Annotated in this window: 10 protein-coding genes; 1 reads left to right on the top strand and 9 read right to left on the bottom strand. The window is 42.6% G+C overall.

Annotation, left to right across the window (positions count from 1 at the left end):
* Positions 1–193 precede the first annotated feature (193 nt).
* From HC643_RS09005 to purC, 7 genes are all read right to left on the bottom strand, one after another.
* Entirely contained in the window at positions 194–1528 is a 1335-nt protein-coding gene (locus HC643_RS09005; protein ID WP_272899728.1) for a DNA cytosine methyltransferase, read from the bottom strand.
* 97 nt (positions 1529–1625) lie between these two features.
* Positions 1626–2789 (bottom strand): lipid-A-disaccharide synthase, encoded by a 1164-nt coding sequence (gene lpxB, locus HC643_RS09000; RefSeq protein ID WP_038080217.1) that lies wholly within the window; start codon positions 2787–2789, stop codon positions 1626–1628.
* Between the two features lie 200 nt (positions 2790–2989).
* On the bottom strand, positions 2990–3814 hold the full coding sequence (lpxA, locus tag HC643_RS08995) for an acyl-ACP--UDP-N-acetylglucosamine O-acyltransferase (protein WP_038080311.1): 825 nt from the start codon (positions 3812–3814) through the stop codon (positions 2990–2992).
* 225 nt (positions 3815–4039) lie between these two features.
* Entirely contained in the window at positions 4040–4570 is a 531-nt protein-coding gene (gene fabZ, locus HC643_RS08990; protein ID WP_038080207.1) for a 3-hydroxyacyl-ACP dehydratase FabZ, read from the bottom strand.
* Between the two features lie 106 nt (positions 4571–4676).
* The gene (gene lpxC / locus HC643_RS08985; RefSeq protein ID WP_050046248.1) at positions 4677–5555 is read right to left on the bottom strand and encodes a UDP-3-O-acyl-N-acetylglucosamine deacetylase; all 879 of its coding nucleotides are present in this window, start codon (positions 5553–5555) and stop codon (positions 4677–4679) included.
* Positions 5556–5662: 107 nt separating this feature from the next.
* Complete coding sequence (locus HC643_RS08980) at positions 5663–8107, bottom strand: BamA/TamA family outer membrane protein (RefSeq protein ID WP_038088604.1); 2445 nt, start codon at positions 8105–8107, stop codon at positions 5663–5665.
* Between the two features lie 210 nt (positions 8108–8317).
* Positions 8318–9067, bottom strand: a complete 750-nt coding sequence (gene purC, locus HC643_RS08975) for a phosphoribosylaminoimidazolesuccinocarboxamide synthase (protein ID WP_038088607.1) — start codon at positions 9065–9067, stop codon at positions 8318–8320.
* Between the two features lie 396 nt (positions 9068–9463).
* On the opposite strand from purC, the gene HC643_RS08970 reads away from it, so the two are divergent.
* A complete protein-coding gene (locus HC643_RS08970) occupies positions 9464–9733 on the top strand; it encodes a DUF7219 family protein (RefSeq protein WP_038088641.1) in 270 nt (89 codons plus the stop codon).
* A 5-nt stretch (positions 9734–9738) separates the two neighbouring features.
* Here the strand turns inward: HC643_RS08970 and HC643_RS08965 are convergent, their stop codons facing one another.
* Positions 9739–12330: a GAF domain-containing protein gene (locus HC643_RS08965; RefSeq protein WP_038088610.1), complete on the bottom strand. Its 2592-nt coding sequence runs from the start codon at positions 12328–12330 to the stop codon at positions 9739–9741.
* Positions 12327–13439 carry a glycosyltransferase family 4 protein gene (locus tag HC643_RS08960; protein ID WP_038088644.1) on the bottom strand — a complete coding sequence of 371 codons (1113 nt, stop codon included), beginning with the start codon at positions 13437–13439 and terminating at the stop codon, positions 12327–12329. Before HC643_RS08960 ends, HC643_RS08965 begins: the two co-directional genes overlap by 4 nt.
* Positions 13440–13490: the final 51 nt, after the last annotated feature.

The raw sequence follows: 13490 nt of genomic DNA, 5'->3' as shown, positions 1-13490 counted from the left end.
TAGAACGTAGGTTGGGGAGTCACTCGCGTGCGGAGAGCAGCACTGCTCTGGGTTCCCCTCGTTGAGCGATGTGGCGTTTGAGGAACGAAACCCAACATTTATCAGAATTCGTTAGATTTCGTTCTCTAACCCAACCTACAATTTCCTTATCCAAGTAGGCTTGTAAATGTTGGATTCAAGAACAAAACTAAACCTACACAATTTCACTTTTCAACCCTTTAGTTCTTCGTTCAATAGCACGCGGATCGACACCATAATAACGAGATGCGTGAGACATATCAAATGTCAAATTTTTTTTATTTCCCAGAGCTTGTATAATTTTAGGCTTCTCAGGACATAAACCGAGAACTTTGATAATTTCTGAGGCTACTGCTTTTGCTAATAAAGGTGGAACAGAGTTCCCTACTTGTCGAAATCCGTGCCATTTTGTTGTATGAAATCTAAACCAATCTGGATACGAGTGCAAACGTGCTGCTTCGCGTACAGTAATACATCTTGGGGTAAACGGGTGAATTGGTCGAGGAGAAGTAAACGCTCCTCTGTTACTTGGAGTTCCGGCTCTTAACGTATTACAAATTCCTTGGGGATCGAGTTTGAGAAAGCGGCTGATAGGTTCTGTTTTGCCATATGGAGTCGCTTCAAATCTTTTGATAGATTCTAAAGAATGTCTTGTCCTTAAACTTGAAGTCAGAATTCGAGGATCGTACTGGCGCGGATAGGAATAGTCATTGTTTGCAGGGGAAAAACCGCGAAGCTGTCTCCCATAATGGCTCGGTTTTCCAAAATTTGCGATCGCCCAATCTTGTTTAAACAGTTCTATATAGTTTTCTACTTCCGGTAAGTCCCCGATCGCATCCCAAACTGTAGGGCTGGTAGGGAGTTGATTGTTTGAATTAGCTTTTTTGGAGCCAACGGATTTAGCGATCGGCTTGGGATACTTTGGTAATTCTAACCCGTAACGGCTACCTAACAAAAATAACCTTTCACGATTTTGCGGCACTCCATATTCTGAAGCATTTAAGACTTTATAATCTTGACGAACTTGATATCCATTTTCTTCAAATTCATTTACGATCGTTGAAATAAATTCTTTATGTTTACCAACAGTCATTCCCTTAACATTTTCTAAAACAAAAAACTTGGGGTTTAACTCTAAAACTAATTTTATATAATGGCAGACTAAAGCGTTACGAGGATCGTCAAAAATACGTTTGCCTATTAAGGAAAATCCCTGACACGGAGGACCACCAAATACTACATCTATTTCGCGATCGCCAATACAGGAATTCTTTCTAATTTCTTCTGCTGTAATCTCAACAATACTTTTGCAAAAAATTTTCCAAAAAGGAAAATTAAATTCGTGTATTGCACAATGAATTGGATCGATTTCAACAGATGCAAGCACGTCAAATCCCGCTTGTTCAAAACCAAGTGTCATACCTCCAGCACCAGCAAATAAATCCACAGCAATGGGACGGCTGAGGATTTTAGAGTCCGGGCTTTGGGTTTGGGATGCTGAGAATAACAATCGTGGACTTGAGGTATAAAACACTAAGAGACATCGATCGTAGTGTCTCTAAAATAAAACATGAGTACTAGTTTACCCCAAAGCCTAAAATTAAATTTTAAAGATTTGGTAGCATTTGTAAAATTTCTTTAGCAGCGCGATCGCAAACGCCAATTTCACCTAAAGACTGCTGCATAACCTGATAATCTGCTTGCATTTGCTGCTTGCGTTCTGGATTGAGCAACAATTCCATGGCTGCTACAGTCAAATTTTCCGGAGTTGCAGTTTCTTGGATAAACTCTGGCACAATTGACCTCATGACTACCAAGTTTACAGGTGAAGCAAAGGGGACAGAAATTTTAAAGATGTTTCGAGCCACCCAATAAGTCAATGAATTGAGACGGTATAAAACGACTTGCGGTGTGTTCAATAAAGCCAATTCCAAGTTGACAGTACCGCACTTGGTAATTGCCAAGTCAGCAGCAGCTAGTACTTGTTGTTGTTGACCGGAGACTACAGTCGCTTGCAGACCAAACTGTTGTATCGCTTTTTCAATAAATTTTCGGTATATTTCCAAAGACAAAGGAATCCAAAAATGCACTTGTGGTAATTTAGATTGAATCTCTCGTGCTGCTTGAAACATCACTGGTAGCAGATACTTCAGTTCTTGGTAGCGAGAAGCAGGAATAAGAGCAACGTTTATGGTATCGCCTTTAACTCCCAACTCAGTCCTTGCAACTTCACGGCTTGGAAAATTTTTGATTCTATCTATAAGGGGATGACCGATCCACGTTACGTTTGCTCCTTTGTCTCGGAAGTAACGTGCTTCTTCTGGAAAAATTGCAAGCACCTTATTACTGACGTTCAGAATTCTTTCAGTGTCGCTTGGCGTAATTGAAGCTACCCATACTTGTGGTGCAATGTAATAAACGATAGGGACTTGTGGCAAATGACGGCGAATATAACTGCCGATGCCCAAATTAGGTCCCATATAATCGATAAGCACTACTAAATCGGGCGGATGTTGTTTGAGGTAAGCAATTGCCCGTCGCTGAATTTGTAGTGTTGGGACAACAAAGCGTAACGATTCTATAAGACCAAAGGAGCCAATGTGAGTGGTATTTCCCAGTAAAGTAGCTCCCTCAGATGCCATTTTTTCACCACCGAGTGCCACAATTTCTAGTGGGAACCCTGCGATCGCAGCTTGTTTTTTAAGTGCGGAGATGAGTAGCGACCCTTGTAAGTCACCAGATACTTCGCCAGTACTGATAAATATACGCATATGAGGATTGGGGATTGGGGATAAGGGAGAGGGGGTAGACAAGGGAGAGGGGGTAGACAAGGGAGAGGGACAAGGTAGACAAGGGAGAGGGGGTAGACAAGGTAACAACGGAGAAAATATACTTCGTCTCTCTTGTCCTCCTTGTCTTCTTTGTCCTCCTTGTCTCCCTTGTACTCCTTGTCCGCCTTGTCCCCAATCCCCTATTCCCTATCTCCATCACTGCTAGCAGCTTTCCCTTTACCTGGAACCAAACCGCGTCTCCCTGGCATTTGGGAAAGCAGGAGAAAGCGGCGCAAATGCTGTAGCTGTGAGGTTTCTCCCAGTTCTTCGAGATGTTCTATGGCTTCTTTAAATGTCAACTCCGAACGGTAAAGAATGCGAAAAGCTTTCTTAAGGATTTGGAATTCATTGAGATCCATTCCAGAACGTTTCAGCCCTACAAGGTTGAGAGTGCGTATCCGTGCTGGATTCCCCTCTACTAACATATATGGAGGCACATCTCTGTCAATCCGTGCCATACCTCCCACCATTGCGAGACTTCCAATATGCACAAATTGATGGACTCCCAACACTCCACTAAGTCTTGCACGTGACTCTATATGGACGTGTCCGGCTAAAGCAACGGAGTTGGCAATTATTACAGAATCTTCAATAATACAGTTATGACCTACATGGACATAAGCCATAAGCAGGTTACCGTTACCAATGCGAGTTTCTTCACCCGCACCAGTTGCTTTATTAATGGTGACGTATTCTCTTATTGAGTTATCGTTTCCTATTTTGACCCAGCTGTATTCGCCAGCATATTTTAAATCTTGAGGTTCCATGCCAATAACGGCACCGGGAAAAATTTGATTTCGCGCCCCAATTTCTAATGGTCCTTCTAATACGGCGTGAGCGCCGATTACGGTTTCAGGACCAACTTTGACATGCCCTCCAATCACAGCATACGCACCGACTTGCACCGTGGGGTGCAAATCTGAATTAGGATGAATGACAGCAGTAGGATGAATTAGCGTTTTCAAGGGTGCTCTCCAGAAAAGTCTTTGCTGTGTCCAAACACGCAATGCGCGTCTGCACGTAAGATTAGGTAGTTTTATCGGTAGCTAAAGTGTGAGAGTAGCTAGAGGAGAGTGTGAGGGCGTCAAAAGTTGAGCAGGATGCTGTTGTTGCTTGTTTCTTTTATTGATATCCTAAATTGGACTTGAAGAAAGGCACGTCACGGTCGTGCCCCCCACAAAAACAAGCGTTTAGGTCGATAGGGAAAACATAAGTTCGCCTTCAGCCGCAAGCTGACCGTCAACTTCAGCACGCGCTTGCATCTTACCGAAACGACGCTGTTTTACCCACAACAGTTCCACTGTCATGACTAGTTGATCTCCCGGTACAACTTGACGGCGGAAGCGTACTTTATCTATGCCAGCAAATAAAAAAAGCCCACCCTCCATTTCTGGAAGCTGAGTGAGAACAACACCACCAACTTGTGCCATGGCTTCTACTATAAGCACTCCTGGCATAATAGGTTGTCCTGGGAAATGCCCTTGAAACTGAGGTTCATTAAACGTGACGTTTTTTATACCTACAGCGCGTTTTCCTGGAAGATAGTCAATAATCCGATCGACAAGGGCAAATGGATATCTGTGGGGTAGAAGTTTGTGGATGTCTTCTACTGAAAAAATGACTTTGGAGTCATTTTTACTTGTAGCTGAATTATCCGATTGGTTATTAGATGCTGGTGCGGAAACATCAATGGTATTCGCTTGTTCGGTGACGATTGTCATTGCTCCTGCTGTTTATTTGATATTTTGATTATGTTAGTAGGTGTTTGATATGACCCTCCCTATAGATTTTGGATGCTAATAGCTGATGGCTAATGGCTAATAGCAATTAGCCATCAGCTAGCTCCAAAATTCTTTGTGCCAGTTGAATATGTAAATTATGGCTGGCTTTGTATGCTAAGACATGAGCACAAGGGAAGGTACCTAACAAACTCAAATCTCCTACTAAATCCAAGATTTTATGACGTACTGGCTCATTTGCAAATCTTAGTGGTGGATTTAACCAACCTTCAGGTCCGCAAACGAGAGCGTTATCTAAGCTTCCACCTTTAATTAAACCCGATTGTTGTAACTGTTCGATTTGATGTAGCAACCCAAAAGTGCGGGCTGGGGCAATTTCGGTTAAAAAACTTTCGGCAAAATTTGTGCGAGATGCGCCCCGCGCAGTAGCGAAGCTATCGCTCCCTGGCGACCAACTGTACCATTGGTTGCCAATAGCTTTTACGTCAAAATCAATACCATAAGTAAACCGTACTTCTTCAGATGGTAGGGCACAAACAAAAGCATCGCCCTGACGCACCCAAATTGGCTCTTCTAAAACACGAAGAACTCTATCCTCACTTGATGGCTGTGATACTAAGCCAACAGATGCGATCGCAGTTGCCCACTCCTTTGCCGAACCATCCAAAAGTGGAACCTCCGGACCATTGATTTCAATTCGAGCATTATCCACTCCCATAGTAGCTAGAGATGCAAGCAAATGTTCAACTGTACGTACATGAGCTTCACCCTTACCTAACTGCGTTGAGAGCACAGTTTGATTAACTGCTGCTACCTGTGCTGGAATTATCGGTGTATTTGGCAGATCCACGCGTACAAAGTAGCGTCCGCTACCAGCTTCCGATGGTCGGATGCGAACTTGAGTTGAGATACCGCTATGCAGTCCCACTCCAGTTTGGTTGATTTCACTTGCTAAAGTATGTTGCATTTTTTTAATTGCTAATTGTTAATTGCTAATTGCCAAGCTTCATTAGCCATTAGCTATTAGCTATTAGCCATTAGCCATTAGCCATTAGCCATTAGCTATTAGCCAAATCAGAACCTCTCTCCAATACCAAAGTTAATGCGGCTATCACCATCGTCGTTAACACCATAGTCAATACGAATTGGTCCTAAAGGAGATTGCACTCGCACCCCAATACCAAAGCCGTAGCCAGTACCATCTTTATTCAACAACTCAGCAGCCCGAGTACTTGTTCCCAAATCGCTACCAACATCAAAAAATAAAGCACCGCTCACAACAGAAAAGACGGGGAAGCGATACTCAACTGATGCTTGGACAAAACTGCGCCCGCTACCCAAACCTCCTTCTTCGTAACCCCGTACAGAGTTACTACCACCAAGAGAAAAGGCTTCATAAGGCGGGAGATCGCCTAGTATCGTTCCTGCTTGAACGTTAAAAGCAAGAGTTTCCGGTCCTTTAGTAAAGTTTGTAAAATCGATGGGTAAGTATGTGCTATAGCTACCACGCAATCTTGTCAGGAAAATATTTCCCAATCCTATAGGTACGGATTGGTCAACGCCAAAACGCAGGAAAGAACCACTTGTGGGTTGTAAGGGATTATTTCTCAAGTCCCGTGCGAGTCCCAATTGCAAGAGTAGTAAATCGTCTTTCCCTTTTCCAGATTCGCTGAGTTCCACAAACTCATTTGTACCTTCAAGGCGTCCCAGCCTAGCGGTCTCCCCATCACCTCTGATCGTCACTCTCTGATATTGCAAACCAGCTGAGGCTGTCCATTCTGCTCTTTCATAAGGATTTCTAGACAAAGGACGGGTGAAATTGACACCACCCCCCAAGCGTACAACGCGAGGGGTATCACCATCTTCGTTGGGGTCGTTCACGTTTTGAACAGTTTCAATATCTCTATCGTCGCCTTCAAAGATTAATGAAATGGATCTCCGACGGAAAATATTGGCTGTGTAAGAAGTGCGGTAAGGATCGCCAGCAATCCAAGGGTCTGTAAAGCGGAGGTCAAATAACAATTCTCTTTGTCCTACTTGTACCTCAGCACCCAGTTTTTGATTTCGTCCATTGAGGTTTTGCTGCTGATAGCTGACAGTACCAAACAAGCCACTTGCAGAACTAATACCAGCACCTGCTGCAATAGAACCGCTGTTACGTTCAACAACGTTGACGACTACATCCACTTTGCTAGGATCGCTACCGGGATCGAGGGAAACGTTTACATCTTCAAATAGTCCCAGCCCAAATACCCTTTGCAGGTCTCTTTGCACTGTGTTTCGGTTAAAAACATTTCCGGGCTTTAGTTGTAGTTCTCGTGTCACGATGTAGGGCTGTGTTCGTCCGCGAATTGGTTGTCCCTTGTCGTTTGTTGTTTGACCTTCTTTATTGCGGAACTGAACTCGAATATCTTCTACCACACCCTCTGCAACTTGCAGGGTAACAACTCCATTTTCAGAAACTTGAGGCGCACCAATAACGTTCGCTAGTGCATAACCTTTGTCTTGATAGCGTTTGGTGAGTTGTTTGATCCCTTCTTGTAGATCGCGCAGGTTAAGTATCTTACCATATTGTTCTTTAAATATCGTATCTGCAGTATCAGCTGGTAGTACGGAAGCAACATTTGTGCCGGGATTCGCTTGCACTTGCACTTTAGTTAAGACCGGATTGGGTTGTACCACAAAACTTACCCGTACACCTAATGGGGTATCTTCTGGTACTGCTTGAACATTAGAGAAGAACCCTGTAGCAAAAACGGCGTTAATATCTTCTTGCAATTGTGTACGAGTTGTGGTTCTCCCCGGTTGGGTACGAATTGCTCTATAGATTTGGTCTTCCAACTCTGGTGCGATCGCTTGTCCGGCTTCAGAGCGAATCAATACTTCAGAGACAAGCACCCGAGGTTCTGTTGCTGCGGGAGATTGTTCTGATGGAGTTTCTTGTTGAGTTGGCGGAGGTGTTTGTTCAAATGTAGGTGGATTTGTGTTCTCTGGTGCTGGTTGTTGATTTCCTGGGGCTGGTGTTTGTTGTTGGGTTTCTGGGGCTGGTGCTTGTTGCTGGGTTTCTGGGGCTGGTGCTTGTTGCTGGGTTTCTGGGGCTGGTGTTTGTTGTTGAGTCCCCGATGGTGAATTGTCAAAATTGGGCAGTTGTTGGTTATTTTGTACTGGTTCCTGAGTTGGCTGGGTTGTCTCCTCTGGTGTATTTGTACCCGGAGATGATGGGGCTTGTTGCTCAGTTCCCGCAGGCTGATTCTCAGGATTTGGAGTTTGTTGAAGGTTTTGTGCAATTGTTGGTGTTGAGATTGTTGGCACTATAACTTCTGGCTTGGTTACCGCTCCAGGCACAACTGCTGGGAATACCCCAACAACGACTTGCTCTGGATCTGTTGTAGGTGCTGTAACCGCTGCTGTTTTTGGTTCTGTTTTTAAATCTTTAGCGGTTTGTGCATTCACACTTAGCGAATTGCCCAATGGGGCTGCGATCGCTACAACTGTAAATATAAAGGGAGATAAGCGCATTTTATTTAGATTCCTCTTCACGTCCACACACCATCACAAGGCAGTCATGCTTATATGCGACCAGTAAAAGTAAAAACTTTATTTTTACTTTTGCCTTTCTAATTTATATGCCAAATTGCAAAAGGCAAAGGATAGGGGTTGGGGGACTGGGGCTGGGGGTTAGTTGGTATTAACTGAATTCCTATTGTTTTATTCCCTACTCCCTACTCCCTACTCCCTACTCCCTAATTCTTCCACCGCTTTTAGCACTCGTTGTAAAACCTCCTGATATGCATTTTCTATATTTCCCAAATCTCGACGAAAACGGTCTTTATCAAGAACTCGACGATTTGGATCGTCTCCGGCGGAATTATCCCACAATCGACACGTGTCAGGGCTGATTTCATCTGCCAACAGCAACTGCTGCTGTGAATCCAAACCAAACTCTAGTTTAAAATCTACTAAGGTAATGTCACACCTTTTAAAAAAGTTGATGAGAAAATCGTTGATTTGCAATGCTAGATGGGTAATACCATCTACTTGTTCCGGTGTTGCTAATTCTAATAACAGTAAGCGATCGCGTGTTAGCAACGGGTCACCCAAGGGATCGTTTTTGTAATAGAACTCTACCAATGGCTGTTTGAGCACGGTTCCTAAGGGTAATCCTGTTTGTTGACACAAACTTCCGGCTGCAATGTTCCTGACAACGACTTCGATAGGCACAATCTTGACTGCTCTTACCCTCATCTGATTGGGAGTGGGATTGTCAATATAGTGAGTTTTTATGCCGTGTGCTTCCAGTTGTTGAAAAAGTTTGCTGGAAATGCTACAATTAATAGCCCCTTTGCCTTGGATACTTCCACGCTTTTGGGCATTGAAAGCAGTCGCATCATCTTTAAAATCAGCTAGTAGAATATCAGATCGATCCGTTGTATATAGGACTTTTGCTTTGCCTTCGTATAATTTTGTTAGAGCAGACATGGCTTAAGGTTAAGTAATAGGCGATAGGTAGCTTTTATGCTTGCAGGCTAAACCATTTTATATCTAAAGGGACTAAGCAGTAGGGAATAGGAGCCAGAATCAAATGTTGCACTATAACCGATAGAAAAAGTCTAGTATTTGCTGATACTAAAACTTGTAATATTTTTTCATGGAACAAAATGCTAAAATAATGAAATTAATGTATAGAATCATACATTATTAATAACGTTTTTCAATCAAGTTGAATAAGATCGTACTTCTCACATGAAAGTGCAAACGATTAGTTCATATCACAAGTTTTTGATAGGTCGGTTTGCTTGAACCTCCAACTTCTTGAAGAAGTTGGAGATGTTGCAAGGGTTGATAAAATTTGAAATTTTAACAATGGAGAAAACAATGGTTAGCAGTAAAGAGAATTTTATATATCCACGAGGGCATTATTACGGTCAGGTAAAGCCAGAAAATTTAGTTTTTAACTCCAATTTACAGGAATTTGCCCAAAAAGTTAGTTATATTTGTAACTTAGAGACTGCTGGGAAAATATCTCCAGAGGATGCTTACGAACGAGTAAAAGAACTTTGGAAAACTTTGAAACGGTCAAAAAAAGAATTGGGGATAGGAGAAGACCCCTTCCGTACTGATGAAGGCGGGCACAGCGCTGAGTAAACTCGTTACTTGGAAGCCATTGTCCACACTCCATCCCATACACAATCTGGGGGATGGTTAAGATAATTACAAGCGCGTTCTAGATGCATATTGACAGCTTGGTCTGTAGGTCGGATATTTTTGGCAGATTGAAAAAAATCAATTGCTTTTTGAAAGTTGCGTTCCGTGTACGCAGTACGTCCTTGGTGGTAGAAAAACAAAAATTCTTGCGTGTTAGCATCCAGAGTCATGCTGCGATCGCCAATCAACTCGTAAATGTTAACGGCTTGATGTTTTCCTTTGACCCTGATTCTATCCAATTCACGTACCCAAATGCGATCGCTACACAATTGATAAGTAAATTCGCTTAAAATCATGTCGCAGCCGTATTCTTTTGTCACTCCTTCGAGACGCGAGCTTAAATTGACACCATCTCCAATCACGGTATAGTCCATCCGTTTTCGAGACCCAATATTCCCAGAAACAACTTCTCCAGAACTAATTCCAATACCGATGTGAATGAGGGGCTGTGCTTGGACGATACGTCGTCGGTTAAATTCAGCCAGCCTTTGTCGCATTTCCAAGGCTGATTGTACGGCTCTCCACGCATGATTTTCTGTAAGTGGGAGTGGCGCACCAAATACGGCCATTAAGGCATCACCAATAAATTTATCTAATGTGCCTTCGTGATTAAAAACCGCTTCAACCATCGTTTCAAAGTACTGATTCAGTAACGATACCACTTCAGCTGCTCCTAAATTTTCTGTCAGCGTGGTGTAACCTCTGATATCAGAAAATAATATAGTTACCTCTTTTCGTTCACCCACCATCAATGCATCTTCTCCGAGTACCATCACTTGTTCTGCAACACCAGGAGTTAAGTAGCGGTACATGGTTGTTTTCATCCGTTTTTCTTGGCTAATATCTTCTAACACTACCAAACCTCCTCGGACACCTCCTTCTGGATTGGTTAAAGGATTGACTGTAAGATTAATACTTCGGTCAATTTTTTGAATTAACGACTCGTGAAGTAAGGATGAACGAGGAGTAAGAGGTTGGTTCCAAGGAAGAAAAATTTGCGGGTTATTGCGATCGCGTATTGCTAAAATGCAATCCCCTATTTCTTGTACGGCTATGGTTGAATCTTGTATGGGTGTTGCGTATAAAGTCTCCACATACAACCCAACTGATAAACTTTGTTCTGGTACGTAATGCCTTGCGCCACATTTCAAGCTATCTTGCAGTCTGATTTGTAAATTTTCAATAGGTACAACTTCCCAAACCAAACGACCTATCAAATGTTGTTCCCAATCATACTTAATATTTTTCCCGTTAGACTCCGATAAAGGACAGCCCAATAACTGTAGCGCTGCATCGTTAATAGTTACTATTTTTCCTTCCATATCCGTAGAAATTACGGCGTCAGAAAGACTTTGTAAAATATCTTTTTGATACTGTTTTTCTAATAACACATTTTCAAACAAGCGTGCATTTTCCAAAGCAATTCCTGCTTGAATATTAAAAGCTCGCATAAATTCTTCATCAGAAGCAGTAAAGCTACCTTGCTGCTTGTTAATTAATTGTGTAACACCAATGAGTTCATTGGCTGAATTAAAGACTGGCAAACATAAAATATTGCGAGTTATATAACCTGTTTTTCGGTCTATACTTGGATCGAAACGCGGATCTTTATAAGCATCGGGAATATTTAGCGCTTCACCTGTAGACGCGACATAACCAGCAATACCTTTACTGGCAGATATACGAATTTCTATCATAGTTTTGCCATCAGCCGCTGCCACTTTAGTCCACAATTCCCCCATTTCTTTACGATATAAAAACAGCGTGCTGCGGTCTGCCTGCATTAAAATTCGGGCTTGTTCCATCACTATTTGCAAAGTTGCTTCCAAATCTAAACTTTGCCCCAGTGTTTGAGTCGCCCGTAAAAGAGCTGTTGCCCCTCGTTGATTGCGGGCAGCTACATAGAAAGATTGACAGCTTTCCAAGATAATACCAATTGATGCAGCGAAATCTCGAAACCGTTCTTCATCCTCGCCATCAAAAGGAATATCTCCTGCTTTATTTGCCAGTTGTACAACCGCTACAATTTGATTTTTGCTACTTAAGACGGGCATACATAAAATGTTATGCATTTTGTAGCCCATTTGTTTTTCTAATTCCGGACTAAAAAGGGGATGGGAATCCGTTTCTACGATATTTAGACATTCACCTGTACTTGCAACATGACCGGGAATACCAACATTAATAGGGGTGCGAATTTCTAAAGGTTTGTAAATATTTTCTTGCGGTACTTTTGACCATAATTGACCTTTGTCGCGATCTACAAGAAAAATTGTAGTATGCTGGGCTTGAAGAATTTGACCGATTTTTAGCGTAATTGCCTCTAGAACCTTTTCTAACATGGTTTCTAGGGCTTCGTTATTAATAAGTTCGATCGCTCTAAGGAACTGCTGAAATTCAGCAGTTATAAAATCTAGCAAGCAAACAAATTCGTTAACGGATAGATCTTTGACACGGCGCAATAGAGCGTTTGTGCGGTTGACTTGAGTAAGTTCTGTTAATGTAGCCAGGACGCTACCAGTATTTAGGAGTGTCATGGAATAGCTTGTTGATAGTAAGTTTGTAACTGGCGTGTTGCAGCTGCCCAGCCCCAACGTTCTGCTTCTTTTCGGGCATTTTGACGGATAGTTTCTCGTTCTTGTTGCTGTTGTAAAAGACGCATAGTGGCTGCAACAGCACTTTGAACATCTGCTTTGGGTTCAAAAAGATACCCATTAACTCCATCTGTGACTATGTCTGGAATGCCACCCGAACGTGCAGCGACAACCGGACACCCCGCAGCCATTGCTTCTAGAAGGACTAATCCTAATGTTTCTGTACGGGAAGGAAAAATAAAAGCATCAGCGCTCGCAAAAGCAGAAGCTAATTCTCTGCCAACAAGATAACCAACAAAATGTGTATTTGTTCCGGCAAAATGTTTCTCTAATGCTTGACGGTGAGGACCGTCCCCTACTAATGCTAACCGTGCTTCGGGTATAGCTTCTAGTATGGGTTTGATCCGCTCAATTTCCTTTTCAGCCGAAAGACGACCCACGTATAGTAATAATGGACTTTCTGGGTGATTTTGCGATAAGCGCGATCGCATTTTTTGGCATAAATTATCTGGATGAAATGATTCTGTATCTACTCCTCTTTGCCATAAATAAACCCTTTCGATACCGTGTGAGGTTAATTCCTCCATCATTGCTGTAGAAGTACACAGATTCAAAGATGCTTGATTGTGAGCTGTTTTAAGCAATTCCCAGAGTAATCCTTCTAACATTCCCAAACCATAATGTTGAAGATACTGTGGTAGATGTGTATGGTAAGACGCTACTAAAGGGATATTGAGGTATTTGCTATGGAATATACCAGCTAACCCCAAAACCGCTGGATTTACCACGTGAATTATATCTGGCTTGAATTCCTCTAGAGTATGACCGATTGCCGGACGAGGTAGTGCCATTTTTAACTCTGGATACAGTGGTAAGGGGAAACCTGAGACTCCATATACTCTAGCTCCTTTGTATTCAGTTATGCCACCATCAGGGGCAATCACTAGAACTTGGTTTCCATTACGCTGAAGATGGTCAATGGTATGACGCAAGCGCGTCACTATGCCGTCTACCTTAGGCAGAAAGGTTTCAGTGAAGAGAGCGATTCGCATATAAAATAATTTCAGTACAGCCAACACAACCCGTAACAAAAGGATGAAGGA

It is taken from the genome of Tolypothrix bouteillei VB521301, from assembly GCF_000760695.4.
GTDB lineage: Bacteria > Cyanobacteriota > Cyanobacteriia > Cyanobacteriales > Nostocaceae > Scytonema > Scytonema bouteillei_A.
The sequence above is the reverse complement of the archived record's forward strand: the minus strand, read 5'-3'. Positions and strand labels throughout refer to the sequence as shown.